Annotated in this window: 26 protein-coding genes and 1 pseudogene; 12 read left to right on the forward strand and 15 right to left on the reverse strand. The window is 60.8% G+C overall.

Annotated features, from left to right (window positions below):
• Positions 1 to 1,384: pseudogene (locus AC19YY_RS24955) on the forward strand (sodium:solute symporter family protein).
• A 197-nt stretch (positions 1,385 to 1,581) separates the two neighbouring features.
• On the opposite strand, the gene AC19YY_RS24960 reads toward AC19YY_RS24955, so the two are convergent.
• Both AC19YY_RS24960 and ptrR read right to left on the reverse strand, forming a co-directional pair.
• Positions 1,582 to 1,704 (reverse strand): PA1414 family protein, encoded by a 123-nt coding sequence (locus tag AC19YY_RS24960; RefSeq protein WP_003210728.1) that lies wholly within the window; start codon positions 1,702 to 1,704, stop codon positions 1,582 to 1,584.
• Between the two features lie 139 nt (positions 1,705 to 1,843).
• The gene (gene ptrR, locus AC19YY_RS24965; RefSeq protein WP_170043276.1) at positions 1,844 to 2,737 is read right to left on the reverse strand and encodes a putrescine utilization regulator PtrR; all 894 of its coding nucleotides are present in this window, start codon (positions 2,735 to 2,737) and stop codon (positions 1,844 to 1,846) included.
• 101 nt (positions 2,738 to 2,838) lie between these two features.
• Between ptrR and AC19YY_RS24970 the strand changes: the two genes are divergently transcribed.
• The gene (locus AC19YY_RS24970; protein ID WP_500605038.1) at positions 2,839 to 4,002 is read left to right on the forward strand and encodes a YbfB/YjiJ family MFS transporter; all 1,164 of its coding nucleotides are present in this window, start codon (positions 2,839 to 2,841) and stop codon (positions 4,000 to 4,002) included.
• Here the strand turns inward: AC19YY_RS24970 and AC19YY_RS24975 are convergent.
• Together AC19YY_RS24975 and AC19YY_RS24980 are read right to left on the reverse strand one after the other, a co-directional pair.
• Positions 3,992 to 4,399: a DUF2177 family protein gene (locus tag AC19YY_RS24975; RefSeq protein WP_170043274.1), complete on the reverse strand. Its 408-nt coding sequence runs from the start codon at positions 4,397 to 4,399 to the stop codon at positions 3,992 to 3,994. The genes AC19YY_RS24970 and AC19YY_RS24975 overlap by 11 nt on opposite strands.
• Positions 4,400 to 4,465: 66 nt before the next feature.
• A complete protein-coding gene (locus AC19YY_RS24980) occupies positions 4,466 to 5,302 on the reverse strand; it encodes a CvfB family protein (protein ID WP_038446825.1) in 837 nt (278 codons plus the stop codon).
• Between the two features lie 334 nt (positions 5,303 to 5,636).
• Here AC19YY_RS24980 and AC19YY_RS24985 point away from each other — a divergent pair, with 334 nt between their 5' ends.
• The 3 genes from AC19YY_RS24985 to AC19YY_RS24995 all read left to right on the forward strand — a co-directional run bounded on the left by AC19YY_RS24985 (position 5,637) and on the right by AC19YY_RS24995 (position 7,688).
• Complete coding sequence (locus AC19YY_RS24985) at positions 5,637 to 5,816, forward strand: PFL_1563 family small protein (RefSeq protein WP_007946007.1); 180 nt, start codon at positions 5,637 to 5,639, stop codon at positions 5,814 to 5,816.
• Between the two features lie 216 nt (positions 5,817 to 6,032).
• Complete coding sequence (locus AC19YY_RS24990) at positions 6,033 to 6,755, forward strand: TorF family putative porin (RefSeq protein WP_169955611.1); 723 nt, start codon at positions 6,033 to 6,035, stop codon at positions 6,753 to 6,755.
• A 66-nt stretch (positions 6,756 to 6,821) separates the two neighbouring features.
• Positions 6,822 to 7,688 (forward strand): DUF6279 family lipoprotein, encoded by an 867-nt coding sequence (locus tag AC19YY_RS24995; RefSeq protein ID WP_170043273.1) that lies wholly within the window; start codon positions 6,822 to 6,824, stop codon positions 7,686 to 7,688.
• Between the two features lie 15 nt (positions 7,689 to 7,703).
• Here AC19YY_RS24995 and AC19YY_RS25000 read toward each other — a convergent pair whose 3' ends face one another.
• The 3 genes from AC19YY_RS25000 to AC19YY_RS25010 form a co-directional block, all read right to left on the reverse strand.
• Positions 7,704 to 8,531 carry a copper resistance protein B gene (locus tag AC19YY_RS25000; RefSeq protein ID WP_500605039.1) on the reverse strand — a complete coding sequence of 276 codons (828 nt, stop codon included), beginning with the start codon at positions 8,529 to 8,531 and terminating at the stop codon, positions 7,704 to 7,706.
• Positions 8,532 to 8,541: 10 nt separating this feature from the next.
• Entirely contained in the window at positions 8,542 to 10,278 is a 1,737-nt protein-coding gene (locus AC19YY_RS25005) for a copper resistance system multicopper oxidase (protein WP_500605040.1), read from the reverse strand.
• A gap of 98 nt (positions 10,279 to 10,376) precedes the next feature.
• Entirely contained in the window at positions 10,377 to 10,766 is a 390-nt protein-coding gene (locus tag AC19YY_RS25010; protein WP_169955607.1) for a transcriptional regulator, read from the reverse strand.
• Positions 10,767 to 10,921: 155 nt separating this feature from the next.
• Here AC19YY_RS25010 and AC19YY_RS25015 point away from each other — a divergent pair, with 155 nt between their 5' ends.
• Entirely contained in the window at positions 10,922 to 11,197 is a 276-nt protein-coding gene (locus tag AC19YY_RS25015; RefSeq protein WP_170043270.1) for a hypothetical protein, read from the forward strand.
• 48 nt (positions 11,198 to 11,245) lie between these two features.
• Here AC19YY_RS25015 and AC19YY_RS25020 read toward each other — a convergent pair whose 3' ends face one another.
• Positions 11,246 to 12,592, reverse strand: coding sequence for a DEAD/DEAH box helicase (locus tag AC19YY_RS25020; RefSeq protein WP_500605041.1), 1,347 nt, complete (start codon positions 12,590 to 12,592; stop codon positions 11,246 to 11,248).
• A gap of 193 nt (positions 12,593 to 12,785) precedes the next feature.
• Between AC19YY_RS25020 and AC19YY_RS25025 the strand changes: the two genes are divergently transcribed.
• On the forward strand, positions 12,786 to 14,084 hold the full coding sequence (locus AC19YY_RS25025) for a mechanosensitive ion channel family protein (RefSeq protein ID WP_169955604.1): 1,299 nt from the start codon (positions 12,786 to 12,788) through the stop codon (positions 14,082 to 14,084).
• Between the two features lie 120 nt (positions 14,085 to 14,204).
• On the opposite strand, the gene AC19YY_RS25030 is transcribed toward AC19YY_RS25025, so the two are convergent.
• The 3 genes from AC19YY_RS25030 to AC19YY_RS25040 form a co-directional block, all read right to left on the reverse strand.
• Positions 14,205 to 15,074 (reverse strand): carboxylate/amino acid/amine transporter, encoded by an 870-nt coding sequence (locus tag AC19YY_RS25030; protein WP_128593759.1) that lies wholly within the window; start codon positions 15,072 to 15,074, stop codon positions 14,205 to 14,207.
• A gap of 203 nt (positions 15,075 to 15,277) precedes the next feature.
• A complete protein-coding gene (locus AC19YY_RS25035) occupies positions 15,278 to 15,877 on the reverse strand; it encodes an FMN-dependent NADH-azoreductase (RefSeq protein WP_169955603.1) in 600 nt (199 codons plus the stop codon).
• Positions 15,878 to 16,022: 145 nt separating this feature from the next.
• Positions 16,023 to 16,337, reverse strand: a complete 315-nt coding sequence (locus AC19YY_RS25040; protein ID WP_169955602.1) for a 3-phosphoglycerate kinase — start codon at positions 16,335 to 16,337, stop codon at positions 16,023 to 16,025.
• Between the two features lie 49 nt (positions 16,338 to 16,386).
• On the opposite strand from AC19YY_RS25040, the gene AC19YY_RS25045 reads away from it, so the two are divergent.
• From AC19YY_RS25045 to aqpZ, 5 genes are all read left to right on the forward strand, one after another.
• Positions 16,387 to 17,310: a PA3225 family LysR-type transcriptional regulator gene (locus AC19YY_RS25045; RefSeq protein WP_169955601.1), complete on the forward strand. Its 924-nt coding sequence runs from the start codon at positions 16,387 to 16,389 to the stop codon at positions 17,308 to 17,310.
• A 14-nt stretch (positions 17,311 to 17,324) separates the two neighbouring features.
• Complete coding sequence (locus AC19YY_RS25050; RefSeq protein ID WP_170043269.1) at positions 17,325 to 18,128, forward strand: alpha/beta fold hydrolase; 804 nt, start codon at positions 17,325 to 17,327, stop codon at positions 18,126 to 18,128.
• A 3-nt stretch (positions 18,129 to 18,131) separates the two neighbouring features.
• The gene (locus AC19YY_RS25055) at positions 18,132 to 18,692 is read left to right on the forward strand and encodes a peptidylprolyl isomerase (RefSeq protein WP_500605042.1); all 561 of its coding nucleotides are present in this window, start codon (positions 18,132 to 18,134) and stop codon (positions 18,690 to 18,692) included.
• An 80-nt stretch (positions 18,693 to 18,772) separates the two neighbouring features.
• Positions 18,773 to 20,605, forward strand: coding sequence for an ABC transporter ATP-binding protein (locus AC19YY_RS25060; RefSeq protein WP_169955598.1), 1,833 nt, complete (start codon positions 18,773 to 18,775; stop codon positions 20,603 to 20,605).
• A 167-nt stretch (positions 20,606 to 20,772) separates the two neighbouring features.
• Positions 20,773 to 21,474, forward strand: coding sequence for an aquaporin Z (aqpZ, locus tag AC19YY_RS25065; protein WP_500605043.1), 702 nt, complete (start codon positions 20,773 to 20,775; stop codon positions 21,472 to 21,474).
• 116 nt (positions 21,475 to 21,590) lie between these two features.
• Here the strand turns inward: aqpZ and AC19YY_RS25070 are convergent, their stop codons facing one another.
• The 4 genes from AC19YY_RS25070 to AC19YY_RS25085 form a co-directional block, all read right to left on the reverse strand.
• Positions 21,591 to 21,839, reverse strand: coding sequence for a BrnA antitoxin family protein (locus AC19YY_RS25070; RefSeq protein ID WP_170043267.1), 249 nt, complete (start codon positions 21,837 to 21,839; stop codon positions 21,591 to 21,593).
• Complete coding sequence (locus AC19YY_RS25075) at positions 21,817 to 22,095, reverse strand: BrnT family toxin (protein ID WP_170043266.1); 279 nt, start codon at positions 22,093 to 22,095, stop codon at positions 21,817 to 21,819. Before AC19YY_RS25075 ends, AC19YY_RS25070 begins: the two co-directional genes overlap by 23 nt.
• Before the next feature lie 96 nt (positions 22,096 to 22,191).
• Positions 22,192 to 23,316, reverse strand: coding sequence for a GNAT family N-acetyltransferase (locus AC19YY_RS25080; protein ID WP_500605044.1), 1,125 nt, complete (start codon positions 23,314 to 23,316; stop codon positions 22,192 to 22,194).
• 165 nt (positions 23,317 to 23,481) lie between these two features.
• Positions 23,482 to 24,816, reverse strand: a complete 1,335-nt coding sequence (locus tag AC19YY_RS25085) for an OprO/OprP family phosphate-selective porin (RefSeq protein WP_169955595.1) — start codon at positions 24,814 to 24,816, stop codon at positions 23,482 to 23,484.
• Between the last annotated feature and the right edge of the window lie 216 nt (positions 24,817 to 25,032).

Consider the following 25,032-nt stretch of genomic DNA (forward strand, 5'->3'; position numbering starts at 1 on the left):
ATGGCCCTGGATCTGTTCGTCGTACTTATCTACGCCGCCGGCATGCTTGTGCTCGGCTATTTCGGCATGCGCCGGGCCAAGACCCATGAAGACTACCTGGTCGCCGGGCGCAACCTGGGGCCGACGCTGTACATGGGCACCATGGCCGCGACGGTGCTGGGCGGCGCGTCCACGGTGGGCAGCGTGCGCCTGGGCTATGTGCATGGCATTTCCGGTTTCTGGCTGTGCGCGGCGCTGGGCACAGGGATCATTGCGCTGAACCTGTTTCTGGCCAAACCCTTGCTCAAGTTGAAAATCTTCACCGTGACCCAGGTCCTGGAGCAGCGCTACAACCCCACGGCCCGCCAGGCCAGCGGCCTGATCATGCTGGCCTACGCGCTGATGCTCGCGGTGACCTCGATCCTGGGGATTGGTACCGTATTGCAAGTGATGTTCGACCTGCCGTTCTGGGCTGCCATCCTGCTGGGCGGTGGCGTGGTGCTGGTGTATTCGACCATCGGCGGCATGTGGTCGCTGACCCTGACCGATATCGTACAGTTCGTGATCAAGACCATCGGCCTGATGTTTATCCTGCTGCCGATCTGCCTGTACCGCGTAGGCGGCTGGGATGAGCTGGTGGCCAAGCTGCCGGCGGCCAGTTTCAGCTTCACCAGCATCGGCTGGGACACCATCATCACCTACTTCATGATCTACTTCTTCGGCATCCTGATCGGCCAGGACATCTGGCAACGGGTATTTACCGCCCGCGACGCAAAGGTCGCCCAGTATGCGGGGACCTTCGCCGGTTTCTACTGCATCCTCTACGGCCTGGCCTGCGCCCTGATCGGCATGGCGGCCCACGTGCTGATCCCAGACCTGGACAACGTCAACAACGCCTTCGCCGCCATCGTCAAACTGTCGTTGCCCGATGGCCTGCGCGGCCTGGTGATTGCGGCGGCCCTGGCGGCGATGATGTCCACCGCCAGCGCCGGCCTGCTCGCCGCATCCACTGTGCTTACCGAGGACCTGCTGCCGCGCCTGCGCGGCGGCAAGCAGTCGAGCCTGAACATCAACCGCCTGTTCACCCTGCTGACCGGCTGCGCCGTGCTGGCTATCGCCCTGGTAGTCAGCGATGTGATCAGCGCACTGACCCTGGCCTATAACCTGCTGGTTGGCGGCATGCTGATCCCATTGATCGGGGCGATCTACTGGAAACGTGCCACTACGGCGGGCGCGATCAGCGCCATGGCATTGGGGTTTGTCACATCCCTGGGGTTCATGATCAAGGATGGTTTGGAGGCAAACACACCGATCTACTACAGCCTGGGTGTGAGTGTGGTGAGTTTTGTGCTGGTGAGTGTGCTTGTCGCGTCGGCCAGAGGTGGCGGCGGCCGACGCAGCCTGAGTGAAGCTGGCTTGAGCGGGTGCGATAAACATCAAACAAAAAATGGGAGCGGGCTTGCCCGCGATTACGGTAGGTCAGTCAAACTTTCAGTGACTGATTTAGCGTAATCGCGAGCAAGCCCACTCCCACATCGAATCTGCGGTGTTGCGTGCTCCTACAACCGCGCTCAAACCCTGTGTCTGAGCGCTTTTGCGGACTTACCTGCGACGCGGGCGGCGCTGTTCGTCATCGGTGCGGATTGGCACCGGTTGCAGCGGTGGCTCGATCAAGCCGAGTGCGACGCCGAGGTCGTGCAGCCAGTTTTGCAGTTTTTCTTTCATGGTGCCCCCTTTGAGGGTAGTGCCGAGCAGCTGGAATTCTGTGGCTGCTTCCTACAGATAGTAGTACTAAGTCCTACGCAATGCTTGCCTGAAACCGCAACGAACCATTACTGAATTGATACAAATCCTGACGGGGTGGTCAGGCAATCGCGTGCGCCTGCTGTTCTGGACGCGTCTTGCCCGCTTGCTGCAGGTCAATCCACGCGTTGAGATTAGCGCCGAGCATGCCCTTGCGCCACATCAGCCAGGTGGTGGCATGGGCAAATGGCTCGGCCAGGGGGTGGATCGACACACTGTCCTTGCCCGGCAGACTGTCGAGCATTGACTCGGACATCAACGCGACCCCGGAACCGGCGATCACGCACGCAAGCATGCCTTGATAGGACTCGATCTCGATGGCCCGGCCCATGGCCACGCGATCGTGGGAAAACCACGCCTCCAGGCGCGCCCGATAGGAACAACTGCGTCGGAAGGTGAACACCGCGCGCCCGGCCACATCCTGCGGGCCGCGTACCGGTGGGTGGTCCGCCTCGCAAATCAGCAGCAAACGTTCCTCGCACAATGGCACACCATCCAGGGTCGCCAACGCCAGCGGGCCATCCACCAATGCCGCATCCAGGCGCCCGGTGATCAGGCCCTCGAGCAGCTCGCCACTGGGCGCCGACTGCACTTGCAGGTTCACCATCGGGTAAGCCTTGTGATAGCGCGCCAGCAGTTTTGGCAAATGGATCGCGGCGGTGCTGTACATGCTGCCCAGCACAAAGTCCCCGGCCGGCTGCCCGCCCTGCACGGCGCCGTGCGCTTCATCATGCAGGGCCAACAGCCGCGTGCTGTAGTCGAGCAGCACCTTGCCCGCGGGCGACAGTTGCAGGCGCTGGCGCTCGCGCACGAACAACTCGACACCCAATTGCTCTTCCATTTGCTTGAGCCGGGTCGAGAGGTTCGACGGCACCCGGTGCAGACGCTCTGCAGCACGGGTGATGGAGCCCTCCTCGGCCACGGCCTGGAAAATACGCAATTGGCTGAACTCCACGACCATTCTCCTTAACTGAACAAGTTGCTCAGTATTATTCATTTTTACTGAACAACAATCCACCTTAACCTGGGGTCATCGCTTCTGCAGGAAGGTGCCCCATGTCTCCCCTGATCCGTTTACTCGCCAGTTTTATCGCCCTGATGATGGCCATGGGCATTGGCCGCTTCGCCCTTACCCCACAGATGCCGCACTTGCTCAGCGAAGGGCAAATCGACCTGACCGAGGCCGGGCTGATCGCCGCAGCCAACTACTTGGGCTACTTCGTGGGGGCCGTGGACTCGATGTTCGCGCGCAGTCATCACCACATACGCGGGCGGTTGCTCGGCGGGTTGTGGTTGTGTGTGCTGCTGACCCTGGCGTCGTTCTGGGCCAACGGCTTCTGGTCGCACCTGCTGCTGCGCTTTGGCACGGGCGTGGCCAGCGCCTGGGTGCTGGTGATGATTACCGGCCTGAGCCAACCCCTGGCGATTGCCGCCGGGCGCCCGCGGCTGGGCGCATTGGTGTTTGCCGGGCCGGGGCTGGGGATCCTGCTGACGGGATTGCTGGCACTGGCCTCCAACCTGCTGGGCAAGGATTCGGCGACGCTGTGGCTGGTGTATGGCGTGGTCGCTCTGGGCATGTTGCTGGTGATCCTGCCATTGCTGCCCAAGCCGCACAGGGGGGAGCTACAAAGCAGCGCCGCTGCCGGGCGCAACGCCAGCATCGCGCATCTGGGCTGGGTTTACCTGCTGTATGGCCTGGGCTACATCATTCCCGCCACCTTCCTCTCGCAAATGGCCAGCGCGCAGTTCCAGGGCGCCTGGCAGGCAGACCTGTTCTGGCCATGCTTTGGCTTGGCGGCGGCCCTGGGCGTGTTGCTGGTCAGCCTGCGCAAGCCCAACCCCGACACCACGCGCTACTGGTTGATGGCCACACTATGGCTGCAAGCGGCTGGCGTCTTCGCGTGTTTGTTGGGCAATGGCGTGGGTTTGGCCCTGGGCGTCGTGCTCTGCGGGCTGCCGTTCCTGGCGTGCATGCAACTGGTGATGCAACGCCTGCGGGAAATCGCGCCCCACGCGGCGCAACGCGGCACGGGGTTGCTGACGGCGTGCTTTGCCCTGGGCCAGTTGAGTGGGCCGTTGCTGGCCTCGTTAAGCAGTCACCTGAGCGGCGGCTTGCAACCGGCGCTGATGGTGGCGGGCAGCGGCCTGATACTGGCCGGCGCATTGCTGCTTCGACCTGCCCGGGCACTGATTGATTGCCGCGCGCGGGTCAGCCGCTGACGCGGCGCGCCGCCCCGTACCCCAACGAACAACAGGCCGCCGTGAGGCAGGTGCCCCACGCCATGTCCATCAATGCGAGGCCCGCAGACCAACCTTGCAAGGTCGCCCAGTTGCTCAGGTCATAGGTGCCATAGGCGACCAACCCGAGCAACGCGCCCAGGCGGGCTGCCCGTTGCCAGCCACCACTGGCCAGCGCCGGCACCACCACAAAGGCTACACAGCCCAATACATAAAGGAAGTAGAACAGCGCCGCCGGCAGCCATCGCGGTTGTTCAAGCATCAGCGGTCCCAGCAAAGCCTTGTAGGTCGGCCCCATCAACACGCCAAGCCAGAGGCCATCGAGCACCAAAAAAGCCAATAACGTACCGAGGTAAGCAAACACGACTTTTTTGCCCATGGCGACAACCTACTGTAGGAGCCGGCTTGCCGGCGATAGCGACTCCCACCCAAGAGCAGCTTGCAGTCAGCTTAGTTCAATGCGATCGGCATGAATCACGATCTGACCCTGCTTATACAGCGCACCAATGGCCTTCTTGAAGTTGCCCTTGCTCACGCCAAACAAGTTGCTGATCACGGTCGGATCGCTCTTGTCGCTGACCGGCAGGCTGCCGTTGTTTTCACGCAACTTGGCGAGGATCTTCGAGTTCAGGCTGGACGCCGCTTGCTCGCCGACCGGCTGCAGGCTCAGGCTGATATTGCCGTCGGCGCGGATTTCCTTGATGAAGCCCTTCTCTTCCTTGCCCGGACGCAGGAACTTGAACACTTCGTTCTTGTGGATCAGGCCCCAGTGCTTGTTGTTGATAATTGCCTTGAAGCCCATATCAGTGGCTTCGGCAACCAGCAAGTCGACTTCCTGGCCCACGGTGTAGTTGGCCGGCGTCTTGTCCAGGTAACGGTCCAGGCGCGCGGTGGCGGTGATGCGCTTGGTGTGTTTGTCGAGGTAGACGTGCACCACACAGTATTCACCGGCGGTCAGTTGGCGCTTTTCCTCGGAGTAAGGCAGCAGCAGGTCCTTGGGCAGGCCCCAGTCGAGGAACACCCCGATACTGTTGACTTCGACCACTTTCAGGCTGGCAAACTCACCCACCTGCACTTTTGGTTTTTCAGTGGTGGCGATAAGTTTGTCATCGCTGTCCAGATAAATAAAAACGTTAAGCCAGTCTTCATCTTCACTGGGAATATCTTTGGGAATATAACGATTGGGCAAGAGGATTTCGCCATCTTGCGCACCGTCCAGATACAAACCAAAGTTAGTGTGTTTAACCACTTGCAAACTGTTGTAGCGCCCGACTAAAGCCATTTCCAATACCCTCATTGCGTGGGCGGCATTCTACCCGAGTTGAAGGCGGCGGTCCCGTGTCCGGGCGCGCAACCCTGAAAAATCGCGGGTTTGCCGGGCAGTTGTGGGCAATTGTCCCGCTCGTCAGGTCAAGCCCGAGCTGAGCAGCAATGGCCAGGTGCTATTTTTACCCATGGTTTCTATTTAAAACAGCGAGTTAGGGCCTTCGATCAAAGACCAACTTCGGGCTTTTATAATAGCGCAGCTTATTCCTGGGAGATATTTACCAAGCAATTGTCAAGCTTTTCATGTACGATGCCTGGCCAAGTTAATTTTCTACAGGTTAGTGGCCGCCATGCGCGTAAAAGCATCCAACAGCAAAGCAAAGCCAGCTCCCGCCGTTGAAACCAGCGAATCGATCAACAACCAAATCGCCGCGTTCCTCAAGTCCGGTGGCGAAATCCAGCAGATCGCCAAGGGCGTGAGCGGCCAGACTTTCGGCCCGTCCAAGCAGATCACCCTGGGTAAAAAGTAAGCGCGCAGCCGCCTACGCACCCCACCTGGTCCCTAAGCGCCTTGCCATCAAGGCGCTAGGACTAGAGCAAGCAACCTCCCCCTGACACACATTCAACTGCGCCAATCGACGAACGGGCCTCAACCCCGGACTTTCGCCGGTATGCTTGCACACCTCTAGAACGGGCGTTTGCCCGATTCCTTCGGTTACTGCTCCTCGCTTTTCATGGAGTGACGCATGCTCAAGCCCTGCATATTCCTGGTCAGCGCCCTGCTCGCCAGCCCCCTCGCCCAAGCGCAGGTTTTCCAGCGTGAACTGGGCGACTTCGACTTGAAACTGGGAACCACCCCCAGCCGCAGCATGGCCCAGGGCCTGGTCAAACCCACCGCTCCGGGCAGCAACTCGTTCCACGGCGGCCTCGACCTCACCCACGCCAGCGGCCTGTATTTCGGCCAGTTTTCACCGAGCATGGGCCTGTCGCCCGCCAGCAACCTCGAAGTCGATTCCTACATGGGCTTCAAGCGCCCGTTCGACCAGACCCTGGGCTATGAGCTGGGGATGATTCACTACAGCTACCCCAAGCTCAGCCCCCTCGACAGCCAGGAGTTCTACGGCGGCCTGAACCTGCTGGGCAATCGGTTTGGCGTGTCACTGGGCAACGACCCCGACCGGCGCGACAGCACCCTGTTTGCCGACCTGGGCGGGACCCAACCCTTCGGCATTGGCGTGAGCATGAAGTACACCACTCATCAGTTGGGCGCCCCAGCCTCGGTGGAGGGCGGCTCAATCCGCAGCTTCAGCGACTGGTCGGTGAAATTCTCGCGGCCATGGATGGGCATGGACCTGGACCTGATCTACAGCGACTCCAGCCTCAACGGCAGCGACTGCTCGGCCTACTCCGGACACAATTCGCAATGTGATGGCCTGTTGACCCTAAAGGCCGAGCGGTCGTTTTATTGATGGGCTGAACTGTCACGCCCCCGGCGGGTTCAGATAAACATCCCTGGTCTGTGCAAGGACTCGCCCATGCTGCGTCGGTTAAGAATCCTGGTGGCCTTGCTGGCCCTGAGCGTCCTGCTGGCCGGCTGCAATCGCGTGGGTCTGGCCTATCGCAATCTCGATGTGATCATCCCCTGGACCCTCAACGACTACCTGGACATGAACGCCGGGCAGAAAAGCTGGTTCAACGACACCCTCAAGGAACACCTGGCCTGGCACTGCACCACCCAATTGCCCGGCTACCTGGACTGGCTCGACCGCCTGCAACAGATGGTCGACAACCATCAAGTCAGCGATGCCGCCCTGCAAACCCGCACCCTCGAAGCCAAGCTGGCAATCGCCGACGTCGCCCGGCAGATCACCCCGTCAGCCATCGAGTTGCTGCGCGGGCTGGATGAGCAGCAGGTGCGCGAGATGGATCAAGCGCTGGCCAAGGACCTGCGCAAACGCCAGGACGAATACCTCAAGCCGCCCTTGGAACAGCAGATCAAGGACCGCAGCGAGCGCATGAGCGAACGCCTGAATGCCTGGCTTGGCCCGTTGAGCACCAGCCAGCAGGAGCGTGTGCGGGCCTGGTCCACCGCCCTCGGTGCGCAGAACCAGCAATGGATCGGCAACCGCGCCCATTGGCAGGCGCAGTTCATCGCAGCAGTCAATCAACGGGCCAGTAGCGATTTCCCGCGCAAGATGGAGCAACTGCTGGTGGACCGTGAAAGCCTGTGGACGGCGGACTATCGCCAGGCCTATGCCCAGACCGAAGCGGCGGCCCGCAGCCTGCTGGTGGACTTGATGGCCGAAAGCACCGTGCAGCAACGCCAGAAGCTGGTGCAGCGGATCGATAAGGTGCGCAGCGACTTCCAGTCACTCAAGTGCCTCAAGGGCAGCGCGGCCTAGGCGACTGCAGCGCCCTCAGAACCACAGGCGCACGCCCAGGACCCAGCGCACTTCACTGCGGTCCTCGCCCTCATCCCTGGCGTATTCGGCCGTCTGGCCATAGGCGCGATTCCAGGTCACGCCGACATAAGGGGCAAACTCGCGGCGGATTTCGTAGCGCAGCCGCACCCCGAGTTCGGTGTCTGCCAGGCCGGAACCGATCCCACGCCCGGGGTCGTTTTTCCCATAGAAGTTGGCCTCGGCGGTGGGCTGCAAGACCAGCCGGTTGGTCAGCAAAATGTCGTAGTCACCTTCCAGACGCGCGGCGCTCTGGCCGCCTTCGCCGACAAACAGCGTGGCCTCGGCTTCAAAGTTATACAGGGCCATGCCTTGCAGGCCGAAGGCCGCCCACGTCTGACTGTCGCCTGGCTTGAAGTCCTGGCGCATACCGGCCACCACATCCCACCAGGGGCTGATAGCGTGCCCCCATAACGCCTGGACCTCGGCCTTTTCGGTCTTGCCCTTGGCGCGCTCGCCCTCGGTGCGCAACCACAGGCGATCAACATCGCCGCCCACCCAGCCGTTGACATCCCACCCCAGGGCATTGCCATCGTCGGAGCCCTGCCATTCCAACTGATTGATGACAAACAACGAGTTGAGACCGCTGTCATGCACCTTGTGCCCACCCGGTGCGTTGTAGACCGCTGCACGGTCTGCGTCGGTCAACACCGGGATCGGCGTGCGGCTCTGGCTGGGCGGCGTCATACCGTGCATCTGGCTGTGGTCCATGGTTTGAGCGGTTGCCAGCGCTACGGGGGCGAATGTCGTAATCAGCAGCGCAACGCGGCGAAATAGAGAGTTCATGCTCGGCTCCTCACTCTTGCACCCGGACTTCACGGAACATGCCCATTTCCATGTGGTACAGCAGATGACAGTGGAAGGCCCAGCGCCCCAGGGCATCGGCCGTCACCCGGTAGCTGCGGCGGGAACCTGGCGGCATATCGATGGTGTGTTTGCGCACCATGAACTGGCCGTTTTCGTCTTCCAGGTCGCTCCACATGCCATGCAGATGGATGGGGTGGGTCATCATGGTGTCGTTGACCAGCACCAGCCGCACGCGCTCGCCATAGGTCAGCCGCAGCGGCTCGGCATCGGAGAACTTCACCCCGTCGAAGGACCAGGCGAACTTCTCCATATGCCCGGTCAGGTGCAACTCGATGGTACGGCCGGGTTCGCGGCCATCGGGGTCGGCAAAGCTGCTGCGCAAGTCGGCATAGGTCAGGACCCTGCGCCCGTTGTTGCGCAGGCCCATACCCGGATCATCGAGCTTGGGTGAGGTGCTCATGGCCTGCATGTCCACCAGCGGGTTATTGGTTTCGCTGGCCGGGTGGCCTTGCATCGGCATCGCCATCCCTGCCATTGCGCCGTGGCCCATACCGGGCATCGCACTGTGGTCCATGCCAGGCATAGCCCCCGTGGCACCGTGATCCATGCCGCCCATGCCCATGTCGTCCATGGTCAACCAGGGGCGCGGGTCCAGCGCGGGAACCGGCGCCCGCAAGCCCGGCTGGCGGCTGAGAGTGCCGCTGGCGTAGCCGGTGCGGTCCATGGATTGGGCGAACAGGGTGTAGGCGGCGGCGCTCGGTTCGACGAGCACGTCGTAGGTCTCGGCCACGGCGATGCGCAACTCGTCCACACTGACCGGTTTTACCGGCTGGCCATCGGCAGCCACCACCGTCATCTTCAGGCCCGGAATACGCACATCGAAGTAGGTCATGGCCGAACCATTGATCAACCGCAGACGGATCTTCTCACCGGCGCGAAACAGCCCGGTCCAGTTTTGCGCAGGTGGCTGGCCGTTCATCAAGAAGGTGTAGGTCGCGCCGCTGACATCCGCCAAGTCCGTGGGATTCATCTTCATTTGCGCCCACATCAGACGATCGGCAGCGGTGGCCGACCAGCCCTTGTCGGCCACATCCTTGATGAAGTCGCCCACGGTGGGTTTATGGAAGTTGTAGTAATCGGACTGTTTCTTCAGCGTCTTCATCAGGCTGGCGGGATCTTCATCGGTCCAGTCCGTGAGCATCACCACATAGTCGCGCTGGTAGGTGAAGGGTTCCGGCTCCCGCGGATCGATCACCAGCGGGCCATAGACCCCTTGTTGCTCCTGGAACCCGGAGTGGCTGTGATACCAGTAGGTGCCGTGCTGGTTGACCTTGAACTGGTAGACATACACCCCGCCCGGCTCGATCCCCTTGAAACTCAGGCCCGGCACGCCATCCATATTGGCCGGCAGGATAATCCCGTGCCAGTGGATCGACGTCGGCTGCGCCAGGCGATTGCGCACGCGCAGGGTCACGGTATCGCCTTCACGCCAGCGCAGCAGCGGGCCCGGCAGGCTGCCGTTGATCGTCAGCGCGGTGCGCACGTGGCCGGTGATATTGACCGCAGTCTGGCCGATAGACAGCTCGAACTCGCGGCCCGCCAGCACACCCGGCTCCCCGGGGCTGGCCAGGGCCCAGACCGGTGGCCGCCACAGGCCTGCGCCGCCCAGCAGGCCGGCCGCAGCCAAGCCTTTGACGAAGGTTCGTCGAGAAGTGTTGGGGTGCATGCCGATTCCATTCCCGTCAATTGAATGACCGCAGAGTAGGGACCGGCGCCTGTCAGTTGGCTTAGCGCCAGATTACCTATTTGACAGTTTGCGAGTGCTCAGGCGATCTGCGCCTTGGAGGCCACCACCTCGAACGTCGCCGGGTCCAGCGCGTCAGCCTGCTCGTCCAGCACCTGGCGCGGATGATTGTTACCCGGGATGGAGCTGTCGATCAGCGCCAGCAGCCGCGCACCCAGCGGCGTCAAAATGAAGTTCTCACCGTTGCCGCCCTCATCCTCGGGCCGGGACTCGATAAAGCCGCGCTTGAACAACAATGCCTCGTAGTCGGCGGCAGTCTTTTTCAGCGCATCAAGGTCACCGTTGAACTCGCCGGCCGTGGCCTTCTCGGCGGCTTCCTGTTCGGCATATTTGCGCGGGGCAAAGCTGCCCTCGCCGTTTTGCACTTCATGCAACAGACGTTCGATCAGATCCCAATTGTAAGTGCTCATCCTCAATCCTCCTGCAGGCACACCGGCTGGCTGCCTTCAAAGGTTGTGACCTGTGGGTGCGGGCACCGTTCAGCCGGGTCGACGGGCGTGATTGCACTGAACTTTTCGCCGGCCGGTGCCCTCAACCGGGTATCACCGCCAAGGAGGTCTACCCCATGAAAACCCTGATGCAACTGGCTGTCGCCGCCACCCTGTTGAGCGCCTTGCCCGCCTGGGCCTGTACCCCGGAAGAAGCCACGCAAAAACGCGAACAACTGGCCAAGGAGGTCAGCACCCTCACCCAGCAGAACCCGACCAAGGCCAAGGAAATCAACGACGAACTGCAGCAGATGGACCTGGACACCGAAAGCGCGAAGTTTCCGGACAAGTGCCAGTTGATCGAGGCGCGGCTCAAGGAGTTGAAGGAAGCGGCGGCCAAGGCGAAAAACTGAGGGCATAAAAAAACCGGACATTGTCCGGTTTTTTAGTGCGCTGGCGTATTACTCGGCAGCCGGCGCTTCTGGCTTGCGGCGCTTGAGCGGCGCCATGCCGTCCTTGCTGACCAACGACAGGTTGTCGGTCTTCGGCCGGTTGGCGATCTTGCGCTTGGTCGGCGACTTGGCGCCGGTTTTCTTCTTGTCGCCCTTGGCGTCGACCTTTTTCTTCTTCACGCCCACGGCCTTGCCCGAAGCCTTGACCTTCTTCGGCCCGGTGTAGGTGCCTTTGACTTCCTTGATGGTGCGGCGCTCGAACGACTGCTTGAGGTAGCGCTCGATGCTCGACATCAGGTTCCAGTCGCCATGGCAGATCAGCGAGATGGCCAGGCCATCGTTGCCGGCACGCCCGGTACGGCCGATACGGTGCACATACTCGTCGCCGCTGCGTGGCATATCGAAGTTGATCACCATGTCCAGGCCTTCGACGTCCAGGCCGCGCGCGGCGACGTCGGTGGCCACCAGGATCTTCACGCCGCCCTGCTTGAGGCGGTCGATGGCGAGCTTGCGGTCCTTCTGGTCCTTCTCACCGTGCAACACAAACGCCTTGTACTCCTGAGCCACCAGGCGCCCGTAGATACGGTCAGCCATGGCCCGGGTGTTGGTGAACACGATGGCCTTCTGATAGGTCTCGTTGGCCAGCAGCCAGTTAAGGATCTGCTCTTTGTGCACATTGTGGTCAGCGGTGACGATCTGCTGACGGGTAGTCGAGTTCAGGTCGCTGACGTTATTGACCTGCAGGTGCTCGGGGTTGTTCAGGACCTTGGCGACCATCTCGCGCAGGGTCGAACCGCCAGTGGTGGCGGAGAACAGCATGGTCTGCTGGCGGTTGACGCATTCTTCGACCAGGCGCTGCACATCGTCGGCAAAGCCCATGTCGAGCATGCGGTCGGCTTCGTCGAGCACCAGCACTTCGACTTCCTTGAGGTCCAGGTTGCCGGCGTTCAATTGCTCGATCATCCGCCCTGGGGTGCCGATCAGGATATCCGGGACCTTGCGCAGCATGGCGGCCTGCACCTTGAAGTCTTCGCCACCGGTGATCAGGCCGGACTTGATGAAAGTGAACTGCGAGAAGCGCTCCACTTCCTTCAAGGTCTGCTGGGCCAGTTCGCGGGTAGGCAGCAGGATCAGGGTCTTGATGCTGACGCGGACCTTGGCCGGGCCGATCAGGCGATTGAGGATCGGCAGGACGAAAGCGGCGGTCTTGCCACTCCCGGTTTGAGCCGTCACCCGCAGGTCACGCCCTTGGAGCGCGAGCGGGATGGCCGCTGCTTGCACAGGCGTAGGCTCGACAAATTTAAGCTCGGCCACGGCTTTGAGCAGGCGTTCGTGCAGGGCGAATTGGGAAAACACGGGTGCTACCTCGAAGAAATACAAAAAATCAGCTGCATAGGGTAACGGTTTCGGGCGCTCAGGCCGAGTTTCTTTACGCGAAGTGGGCCAATCAGGTGGTTTTTTGTCAGGTGATTTGTCTGCCTGCACAACTTTGCAGCACTTAAATGCTCTAATCGCCCCGTCATGTCTTACAGAAGAATCGCGTTAAACCATGGATATCAAACAGCTCTGGCTCAACGTCCAAGACCTCTGGGGTGCCTTGGACCAACACCCGCTGCTGCATTCAAGCCTGGCTTTGCTGGTGCTGTTGGTGGTGGCCCTGCTGGTCGGACGGGTGGCACGCTACCTGATCCTGCATGCCGTCAAGTTGCTCGGCCGCCAACCTGCCCTGCATTGGCTCAATGACCTGCGCCACAACAAAGTCTTCCACCGCCTGGCACAGATGACGCCGTCGCTGGTGATCCAGTTCGGCCTGCACCTGGTGCCGGAATTGAGCAAGACCAGCGCGCTGTTCATCGGCAACGTGGCGCTGGCGTTCACCATCCTGTTCCAGGTATTGGCCATGAGCGCCCTGCTCAACGCCCTGCTGGATATCTACGCCCGCACCGAACATGCCCGCACGCGCTCGATCAAGGGCTATGTGCAACTGGCGAAAATGGTGTTGTTCGTGTTTGGCGCGATCATCATCGTCGCAACCTTGATCGACCGCTCGCCGCTGTTGCTGCTGTCGGGGTTGGGTGCGATGTCGGCGGTGATCCTGTTGGTGTACAAGGACACCTTGTTGTCGTTTGTCGCCAGCGTGCAATTGACCAGCAACGACATGCTGCGAGTCGGCGACTGGATCGAAATGCCCCAGGTCGGCGCCGATGGCGACGTGGTGGACATCACCTTGCATACGGTCAAGGTGCAGAACTTCGACAAGACCATCGTCTCGATCCCCACCTGGCGCTTGATGTCCGAGTCTTTCAAGAACTGGCGCGGCATGCAGGCCTCGGGCGGGCGGCGGATCAAGCGCAGCCTGTTTATCGACGCGGCCGGCGTGCGTTTCCTGCGTGACGATGAAGAAGTGCGGATGACCCAGGTCCACCTGCTGACCGACTACATCAGCCGCAAACAGGCAGAATTGAAAGCCTGGAACGAAGCCCAGGGCCACAGCGCGCAACTGTCGGCCAACCGCCGGCGCATGACCAACCTGGGCACCTTCCGTGCCTATGCCCTGGCTTATCTGAAGAGCCATCCGGATATCCAGCCGAACATGACCTGCATGGTGCGCCAGATGCAGACCACCTCCCAGGGCGTGCCGCTGGAAATCTACTGCTTCACCCGCACCACGGCGTGGGCGGATTACGAGCGGATCCAGGGGGATATTTTCGACTACCTGCTGGCGGTGCTGCCGGAGTTTGGCTTGAGCCTGTACCAGCAACCGAGTGGCAACGACCTGCGGGCCGGAGTACTGCCGGCGGTGTTGGGTGCCAGCCATTTGCCGGCGCCGGAGAAGGCTACGCTCTAACCAGGCGCGAAGCAGCGCCCCTGTGGGAGCGGGCTTGCCCGCGATAGTGGTGGGTCAGTCAACACATCTGTTACTGATCGTCCGCTATCGCGGGCAAGCCCGCTCCCACCTTGGGAACGATCATTGCCGGCAGAGTGGCGCCGGGCGAATCCCCAACCGGCTGATCCACACTGCCGCCACAATCACCGCCCCGCCCAGGAACAACCGCCCCAGCGGCTCATGCTGATTCCAGATCAGCAGATTCAGCAGCAACCCCACCGGCACATGCAGGTTGTTCATCACCGCCAGGGTGCCGCCATTGACCAGGCACGCGCCCTTGTTCCACCAGTACAAACCCAAGGCGGTGCTGACCAGGCCAAGAAACAGCAGCACACCCCATTGCAACGGCGCTTCGGGCAGGAAGTTGGCCTTGCCGAACAGCAGGAACGCCGGCAATACCACCGCCAACGCTCCCAAATAGAAGTAGCCAAAGCGCCGGTAGTGCGGCAGGTCGCTCGGGTGCCGCGCCACCAGGCGCCGATACAGCACTTGCCCAGCGGCGTAGGTGAAGTTGGCCAGTTGCAGCAGCAAAAAGCCCATGAAGAAGTCCGGGTTGATCTGGTCAAAACGGATCACCGCCGCCCCCGCTACCGCCACCAGCGCGGCGATCAGCGCCCAGGGGTTGAAGCGCCGGTTCAGCGCGTCTTCGATCAGGGTCACATGCAACGGCGTGAGGATGGTGAACAGCAGCACCTCCGGCACCGTCAACACGCGAAAGCTCAAATACAGGCACACGTAGGTCACGCCGAACTGCAACGCGCCGATCAGCAGCATGCCGCGCATGAACGCAGGCTCCACCGAGCGCCAGCGGGTCAGGGGGATAAACACCAACCCAGCCAGCAGCACACGCACCAGCACGGCGAAGTAGCTGTCGACATGACCGGCCAGGTATTCGCCGATCAAGCTGAAGGAAAACGCCTGGATCAGGGTGACAATCAGTAAGTAGCCCATGTGCGCCTCATATTTGAATGGGCGCGACATTAGCGTCTTTCACGGCGGGGCGAAACTCGGGGCAAAAAAAACCCGACCTCGCTAAAGCGCCAGTCGGGCAGGAGCACTCAGGAGCAACGAGCGCAAAGGGAGGTTCGATACGCGTACTTGAAGGGTTGCGTGGAGCTATAAAAACATCGCGCGATTATCTGGCGATTAACGCTTCAGGCAACTTGTGCCAGCAGGGCCTTGGCATGGTTCACGCCCTTTTCCTGGAAATCGCCACCCAGGTTCACCCCTTCGGCATGAATGAAGGTCACGTCATGGATGCCGATAAACCCCATGACCTGGCGCAGATACGGTTCCTGGTGATCGCTGCTCGCGCCGGTGTGGATGCCACCACGGGCGGTCAGCACAAAGGCGCGCTTGCCGGTCAACAGGCCCTGGGGGCCGGTGGCGGTGTACTTGAAGGTCACGCCGGCACGCAGCACATGGTCAAGCCAGGCCTTGAGGGTGCTGGGGATGGCGAAGTTGTACATCGGCGCGGCCATCACCAGCACATCGGCGGCCAGCAACTCGTCGGTCAGGTGGTTGGAACGATCCAGGGAAGCCTGCTCGTCGCTACTGCGCTGCTCGACCGGCTTCATCCAGCCACCCAGCAGGTTCGCGTCCAGGTGCGGCACCGGGTTGACAGCCAGGTCGCGCACGGTGATCTGATCGGCCGGGTGGGCCGCCTGCCATTGGCTGATGAACTGTTGGGTCAACTGGCGGGAGATAGAGTCCTGCTGGCGGGCGCTGCTTTCGATGATCAGAACGTTGGACATGGCTTTGTAAGCTCCATCGGTAATTGCTGTAAGTCGATGGAGTGAAGGTTAAACAGAGCCCGTTCGATAAAAAAGCGCAAAAAACTGCTATAACCCATCTATAAAGTTGTTTATAAGCGGAGCATCGTCAGTGCTCCGCAGCACCTTACTTGGGTTCGCAGGTCAGCTTGATCCGCATCTTGATAATCGCGCGGCTGAACTTGACCGTGGTGTTGGTGCTTTTGCCGGCGGGGACCGTGACCTTGCGCACCCGCGCTGGCTCCGGGCCATTGGTAAACGCGACCGTACACGCAGCGTCATTGCTGCCAAAGTTACTGAGCTGGATGGAGCTGATATCGCCGTCCACATCGGAGGCGTTGTAATCGATGCTGACCCCCTTGATCGACTTTGACACGTCGATCGGATAGGCAAACGCGCTCAACGGCAACAATGCCAGCACTACACAACAGAATTTTCTCATTCGGCAGTCTCCAATAAGGACCGCCAGCTTAGGACAAGAGGAGCTCATCTTGAAAGCGCCCCGCGTGACCCTTGATCAATGGCGCACGTTGCAAGCCGTGGTCGACCATGGCGGCTTCGCCCAGGCGGCCGAAGTGCTGCACCGCTCGCAATCCTCGGTGAGCTACACCGTGGCCCGCATGCAAGACCAACTGGGCGTGCCCCTGTTGCGCATCGATGGGCGCAAGGCCGTACTCACCGACGCCGGCGAAGTACTGTTGCGCCGCTCCCGGCAACTGGTGAAAAACGCCAGCCAACTGGAAGACCTGGCCCACCATATGGAACAAGGCTGGGAAGCCGAAGTACGCCTGGTAGTCGATGCCGCCTACCCCAACGCCCGCCTGGTACGCGCCCTCACCGCCTTTATGCCGCAAAGCCGTGGCTGCCGTGTGCGCCTGCGCGAAGAAGTGCTGTCGGGTGTCGAGGAACTGCTGATCGAAGGCGTGGCCGACCTGGCGATCAGCGGCTTCAGCATCCCCGGCTACCTGGGCACGGAAATGAGCGACGTGGAATTTGTCGCCGTGGCCCACCCCGAACATCCGTTGCACCGGCTCAACCGCGAATTGAGCTTCCAGGACCTGGAAAGCCAGATGCAAGTGGTGATCCGCGACTCCGGTCGCCAGCAACCGCGGGACGTCGGCTGGCTCGGCGCCGAACAGCGCTGGACCGTGGGCAGCCTGGCCACCGCCGCCACCTTCGTCGGCAGCGGCCTGGGGTTTGCCTGGCTGCCCCGGCACATGATCGAGCGCGAACTCAAGGAGGGTGTGCTCAAGCAACTGCCCCTGGAGCAAGGCGCCAGCCGCCACCCGACGTTCTACCTGTACTCGAACAAGGACAAGCCCCTGGGCCCGGCCACGCAGATTCTCGTCGAACTGCTGCGCACCTTCGACACCGCACCGCTGGACGCACCCTTTGCCGCTCCCCGGCAAGCCTGACACGGAGTTCACCGATGGCCTATTTCGAACATGAAGGCTGCACCCTGCATTACGAGGAATACGGCCACGGCGAGCCACTGATCCTGATCCACGGCCTGGGCTCCAGTTGCCAGGATTGGGAACTGCAAATCCCGGTATTGTCCCGGCATTACCGCCTGGTGGTGCTGGATGTGCGCGGTCACGGGCGCTCCGACAAGCCCCGGGAGCGCTACAGCATCGCCGGTTTTACCGCCGACCTGGTGGCGCTGATCGAACACCTGCAACTGCCCGCCGCCCATGTGGTGGGCCTGTCGATGGGCGGGATGATCGCCTTCCAACTGGCGGTCGACCAACCGCAGTTGCTCAAAAGCCTGTGCATCGTCAACAGCACGCCCGAGGTCAAGGTGCGCAGCGCCGATGATTATTGGCAATGGGCCAAGCGCTGGAGCCTGGCGCGCGTGCTGAGCTTGAATACCATCGGCAAGGCGCTTGGCGACCGGTTGTTCCCCAAGCCCTCACAGGCCGACCTGCGGCGCAAGATGACCGAACGCTGGGCAAAAAACGACAAACGTGCTTACCTCGCCAGCTTCGATGCGATTGTGGGCTGGGGGGTGCAGGAACGACTTTCGCGGATTACCTGTCCAACCCTGGTCATCAGCGCCGACCACGACTACACCCCGGTGGCGCAAAAACAAATCTATGTAAAACTGCTGCCTGATGCGCGGTTGGTAGTGATTGCGGACTCACGTCACGCGACACCGCTGGACCAACCCGAGACCTTCAATACAACCCTGCTCGATTTTCTCAAGACCGTCCAAACCACTTCCCAGGATCACTGACCCATGCTGAAAAAAATCGCCGTTTTTGCCGGTTCTGTTCTGTTTGCTGCCAACCTGATGGCGGCGGACGCCAAGGCACCGCATGTCTTGCTGGACACCAGCTTTGGCAAAATCGAAATCGAACTGGACCCGGTCAAGGCGCCGATCTCCAGCAAGAACTTCCTGGAATACGTGAAGAGTGGTTTTTATACCAACACCATTTTTCACCGTGTGATTCCAGGCTTCATGGTCCAGGGCGGTGGCTTCACCTCGCAAATGGTCCAGAAAGACACCAAGGACCCTATCCGCAACGAAGCCAGCAACGGCCTGCATAACGTGCGTGGCAGCTTGTCGATGGCCCGGACCTCCAACCCCAACTCGGCCACCAGCCAGTTCTTCATCAACGTTGCCGACAATGCCTTCCTCGACCCAGGTCGCGATGCCGGTTACGCAGTCTTCGCCAAAGTCGTCAGTGGCATGGACGTGGTGGACCAGATCGTCAACTCGCAGACCACCACCAAGCAAGGCATGCAAAACGTGCCCATCGATCCTGTGCTTATCAAGTCGGCCAAAATCATCGACTGATCGACAGGAGTTCCGCGCGCCGCCCACAAGGCCGCGCGCGTATTCAACAAGGAGAGCCCGCCCGGCGGGCGTCAGACCTAATGCTCTATCGTCGTTTTGAACAACTGATCGATATCTTCCGCGACGCTCCCAGCGCGGCACCTCCCGATAAAGTCCTGCCCTTCTACCTCTATTACCTGCGCCAGGTCTGGCCGTGCTTTGCCGCGCTGCTGGTGGTGGGCCTGATCGGCGCGCTGATCGAGGTGGCGCTGTTCAGCTACCTGAGCCGCATCATTGACCTGGCCCAGGGCACGCCGCCGGCCAATTTCTTCCAGATCCACGCCACCGAGTTGATCTGGATGGCCGTGGTCGCCCTGCTGCTGCGCCCGATCTTCGGCGCCCTGCACGACCTGCTGGTGCACCAGACCATCAGCCCCGGCATGACCAGCCTGATCCGCTGGCAGAACCACAGCTATGTGCTCAAGCAGAGCCTGAACTTCTTCCAGAACGATTTTGCCGGGCGCATTGCCCAGCGCATCATGCAGACCGGCAATTCGCTGCGTGATTCGGCCGTGGCCGCCGTCGATGCCATCTGGCACGTGGCGATCTATGCCATCAGTTCCCTGGTGCTGTTCGCCGAGGCCGACTGGCGCCTGATGATCCCGCTGGTCACCTGGATCATTGCCTACAGCCTGGCGCTGCGCTACTTCGTGCCACGGGTCAAGGAACGCTCGGTGATTTCCTCCGAGGCGCGCTCCAAATTGATGGGGCGCATCGTCGATGGCTACACCAATATCACCACCTTGAAGCTGTTCGCCCACACCCAGTCCGAGCAGGAGTACGCCAAGGAAGCGATCATCGAGCAGACCGAAAAAACCCAGCTGGCCAGCCGCGTGGTCACCAGCATGGACGTGGTCATCACGACCATGAACGGCCTGCTGATCGTCACCACCACCGGCCTGGCCCTGTGGCTGTGGACGCAATCGCTGATCTCGGTCGGCGCCATCGCCCTGGCGACCGGCCTGGTGATCCGCATCGTCAACATGTCGGGCTGGATCATGTGGGTGGTCAATGGCATTTTCGAGAACATCGGCATGGTCCAGGACGGCCTGAAAACCATCGCCCAGCCCCTGGCGGTAATCGACCGCGAGAACGCCCCGCGCCTGCGCGTGCCCCACGGCGAAGTGCGCTTCGAACAGGTGGATTTCCACTACGGCAAGAGCAGCGGCATCATCAGTGGCCTGAACCTGGTGATCAAGCCAGGGGAAAAGATCGGCCTGATCGGCCCGTCCGGTGCCGGCAAGTCGACCCTGGTCAACCTGCTGCTGCGCCTCTACGACCTGCAAGGCGGACGCATCCTGATCGACGGCCAGGACATCGCCGAAGTGGCCCAGGAAAGCCTGCGCGAACGCATCGGCATGATCACCCAGGACACCTCGCTGCTGCACCGCTCGATCCGCGACAACTTGCTGTACGGCAAACCCGATGCCACTGACCAAGAGCTCTGGGAAGCGATTCGCAAGGCGCGTGCCGATGAATTTATCCCGCTGCTGTCGGACGCCGAGGGCCGCATTGGCCTGGATGCCCATGTGGGTGAGCGCGGGGTGAAACTCTCCGGCGGGCAACGCCAGCGCATCGCAATCGCCCGGGTCCTGCTCAAGGATGCACCGATCCTGATCATGGACGAAGCCACTTCGGCCCTGGACTCGGAAGTGGAAGCGGCCATCCAGGAAAGCCTGGAAACCCTGATGCAAGGCAAGACGGTAATCGCCATCGCTCACCGCCTGTCCACGATTGCTCGAATGGACAGGTTGGTGGTCCTGGAAAAAGGCCAGATCGCCGAAAGTGGCAGCCATGCGCAATTGCTGGCACATGGCGGCCTGTACTCGCGATTGTGGCAGCACCAGACCGGAGGATTCGTGGGTATCGACTGATTCTGGACTACTAACCGCGCGATCAATTCCGAACAATTCTGACAGTTTTTTCGAACTCGCTGGCCGTGTATCACAATCCTGCTGTACTGCAATCAGGGCCCAGGGAGGGCCCTGACATCAGACTGCAGGGAAGCCTCACCGACCAGTTGATTTAGAAGGACGCGTTCATGTCTCTGTTCAAACGTTCCGTTACAGAAGGGTTAGGTACGTTTTGGCTGGTGTTGGGTGGTTGCGGGAGTGCGGTTCTGGCCGCAGCGTTCCCCGATGTCGGAATCGGCCTGCTGGGTGTCTCGCTGGCATTCGGGCTTACCGTACTGACCATGGCATTTGCCATTGGCCATATCAGCGGCTGCCACCTCAACCCGGCAGTCACCGTGGGCCTGGTGGTCGGCGGCAGGTTTTCGGCCAGGGAAATGCCAGCGTATATCGTCGCGCAAGTCATTGGCGGCGTAGTGGCAGCGGGCCTGCTGTACTTCATTGCCAGCGGCAAGCCGGGTTTTGAACTGGCTTCGGGCCTGGCATCCAATGGCTACGGTGAACACTCGCCGGGCGGGTATTCGATGGCGGCTGGGTTTGTCACCGAACTGGTGATGACCGCGATGTTCGTGCTGATCATCCTCGGCGCCACTGACCGTCGCGCACCGGCTGGCCTGGCACCCATCGCCATTGGCCTGGGGCTGACACTGATCCACCTGATCTCCATCCCGGTCACCAACACCTCGGTCAACCCGGCCCGCAGCACCGGCCCTGCGCTGATTGTCGGCGGTTGGGCGATCCAGCAGCTGTGGCTGTTCTGGCTGGCGCCGATCCTTGGCGCAGTGATCGGTGGCATCACCTACCGTTGGTTGGGCAAAGAAGAAACCGCCTGATCCAACCGCAATAACCCTTGTAGGCGCTGGCTTGCCAGCGATAACGGACTACCTGCCAGCACATCATGGGCAGACACACCGTCATCGCCGGCAAGCTGGCTCCTACATGGGTGCTATCAGCCTTGGTGAGCTTGCATGTACTGACGCAGCAGTTGGTTGATACGAGTCTGATAGCCCGCACCTTGCCCCTTGAACCACTCAAGGACGTCAGCATCGAGCCGAATAGTGACGGCCTGTTTCACAGGCACGCGCAACTCTGCACGACGGAAGAAGTCTTCACCCAACTCGGGAATATCGCTGGTATCAACCTCCTGATCGCTCATCTTGGCCAGTCGCTCCCAGTCAGTTTTCGATGTTTTCGACATAGTATTTGGCCTCCTGCTTGGTTGCTTTTCGGGCTGAGATGATGCGGATCACATCACCTCGACGCTCGGTATATACAACTACACCAATCAAAATCTTGATCCATCCGATACCGACCCAACGTTCTTCACCGTAATCCGCCCGCTCATCAAGCAAGGCTAGCATCGGGTGTTGGAAGATATCCGGCACATCGTTGAAATCAATACCGTGTTTAAGAATATTGGCTTGGTTCTTGGACTCATCCCACTCGAAATTCATGGCCCACCCTGTATTTACTTTTGTAAATACAAAGTAGTTCACCCAACAATATCTCAACAGGGCTTGCCAACCAAGGGTTACAAAACAAACCTGTATTCAGGCCTGTCGATACGGCAACGCCGACCGCGCCTCCTCGGCATACGCCAGAATCCCCACCCGCTCGCGCTCCAGGAAATCCGCCACGGCGCTTTTCAAGCCTGGATGGCGCAAGTAGTGCCAGGAGTGGGTAATCACCGGCTCAAATCCACGGATCAACTTGTGCTCGCCCTGGGCCCCGGCGTCGAAACGTTGCAGGCCATTGGCAATCGCGTGGTCCATGCCTTGATAGAAGCAGGTCTCGAAATGCAGCCGGTCGAATTCGCCCAGGCAGCCCCAATAGCGGCCATATAGGCTGTCGCCGCCGACCAGGCTGAACGCCATGGCCACCGGGCGCGGCCCTTGCTTGGCCAGCACCACCCGTATTGCCTGCGGCATGCGTTCGGCCAGCAGGCTGAAAAACGCTCGCGTCAGGTACGGTGACTGCCGGCGCACCGCATAGGTGTTGGCGTAGCAGGCGTAGACAAAATCCCACTGGGCCTCGCTCAGCTCATGGCCGTGCAGCCACTCGAACTCGATGCCCTGCCCCGCCACTTGTTCGCGCTCCTTGCGCATCTGCTTGCGCTTGCGCGAGCTCAAGGCGTCGAGGAAGTCCTGGAAGTCGCGATAACCACGGTTCTGCCAATGAAACTGGCAACCCAGGCGCGCAAGCCAACCAGGTTGCTGGCCCAGCGCGGCATCGGCCATGGCATCGGTGAAGTTGATGTGGGCACTGGAAAGCCCTTCGATCTCCAGGTAGCCAGGCAGGCTCTGGAGCAGCTCCAGGCCATCCGTGCCACTGGCCGTCAACAGGCGCGGCCCGCTGACCGGGCTGAAAGGCACCGCTGTCAGCAGCTTGGGGTAATAGTCGATGCCCGCGCGCGCGCAGGCGTCAGCCCAGCCATGGTCGAATACGTATTCGCCATAGGAGTGCCATTTGCGATAGCTGGGCAGCGCCGCCACCAACCGCTCGCCCTCGTAATGCAGCAAGTGCTCCGGCTGCCAGCCAGAATGCCGGCCAAGGCTGGCACTGTCTTCCAGCGCACTGAGGAAAGCATGGCGCAGAAACGGCTGATCCTCGGGAACCAATGCGTTCCATTCATCAGGCGATACTTCGGACAGGCTATTCAAACGTTTCAACGGCATGCCATTCCCCGACGGTAAACGCTCGCTCACGATATTCAGGCCATTCTGACAGAACCTGCCACCCGCGCGGTCAGCAAAAAAAAACCCCGCCAGTTGGCGGGGTGAAAAAGAGGATCGCGCTTTAACGGATGAAGAAAGAGCGCGTTGGAGCGGTATTGCAGTTGCTTAGAACACGTACTGCACACGACCGACGATGGAGTCACCGCTGTCATCGCCATTGGCGTTGGTGATTTTGTCGGTGCTGACCTTGCTGTAGTTCACGGACAGCTTGACCGCTTCGTTGGCGTACCAGTTCACACCCAGGGTGTTCACGTTGGCCTTGGCGTCGCCGGTTTCGCGGGTAGCGCTGCTGACGACGATGTTCTTGTCGTCAACCTTGATGCTGTCGTAGCGGTAGAACACTTCCCAGGCGCCGTACTGCTTGTTCTCAGGCTTGATGGCGTCGAACTTGCCGCCGTCGAGCTTGTAGGCACGGGATTCGCCGGTTAGGGTGTAGGCCAGTTGGCCGTAGAAACCGCTGGTTTTCACGTCCTGGTAGGCATTGCTGTCAGCCTTCATCTTGCGGCTCAGGGCTTCAGCCTGTACCGAGAATGGGCCAGTGGCGAAGGCAAACTCACCACCAAACACGGTGTCGGTGTCATAGGCGCCGACTGCGGTCAGGTTGCTGGCGTTCAGGCCCACACCGCCGCCGAAGGTAGCGCGGTTGCCGTTGGAGCCAGCATCGTTGCCACCGGTCGTCGCCACGCCACGGGCGCCAAGACGCGGACGGATCCGCGAGTCGAAGGCCGCGTCGTTGAGGTCACGTGCCGCCACGTTCAAGCCGAAGTGCAGGACGTCGCCGCCTTTGTTCATCGGCGCCAACACGATACGGCCGTTGAATTGCTTCACGCCCTTACCGTCTTCGTCGTTGATGTCTTTGGAAGCCAGGCTGGCGGAGCCGTAGAACATCTCAGCCGCAGTGCCGCTGACCTGGATGCCCATGCCGTTTTCGTGGGTGTTGACCCAGTCTGCAACCTCGTAGGCCGAGTTACGCTCCATGGCGGTGATCCACTTGGAGCTGGTAGCTTTTTCCAGGCCGAAATCCGGGTCAAAACGACCAACGCGGATAGTCACCGGCTTGAAGCCCACATAGGACATGGACGCTTCGTCGAAGTAACCGTCGTCGGAGTTACCCGAGTTGTGGGAGAAGTCGTAGTTGAGCTGGTATTTGAAATCCTTGTAGACGGTGCCACCCAGCTCCAGGAAGGCGCGACGGAAGTAAGCGGCGTCGCCCGAATCACCGTTCTTGGTGTAGAAGCCGTCAAATGTGCCGTAATCGGCTTGCAAGCGACCACCCAGCTTGAAGCTGAAGTTCTGGTCGGTAGTAGCAACCTCAAGGCCGCCCTTGGTTTTGACAACGATATCGGCGCCGTCAGTAGTGACAGTACCAGCGAAAGCCTGGGCGGTAACGGCCAGGGCCAGGGCGCTGGCCGCGAAACCGGCGAAGTGCTTACGGATCATCGAAGAATTCCCCTAATTGGTGGTCTTTTGCGTTGGAAAACACACGGGTTCTGCCCCGCTGGTGTTGGGAGGGGATCTTGGCGAGGGGATATTTCAGCCAAGTTGCTGCAAGATAAATATTTTATTACAGGGGAACTTTCTTACAACCACTTGGAATAAGCGCAACGCTACGGCCGGCGTGGGCTTGAGCGAAAAAAGTACGAGAAATGCCAAGTG

It is taken from the genome of Pseudomonas sp. MF09156 (genome assembly GCF_059862305.1).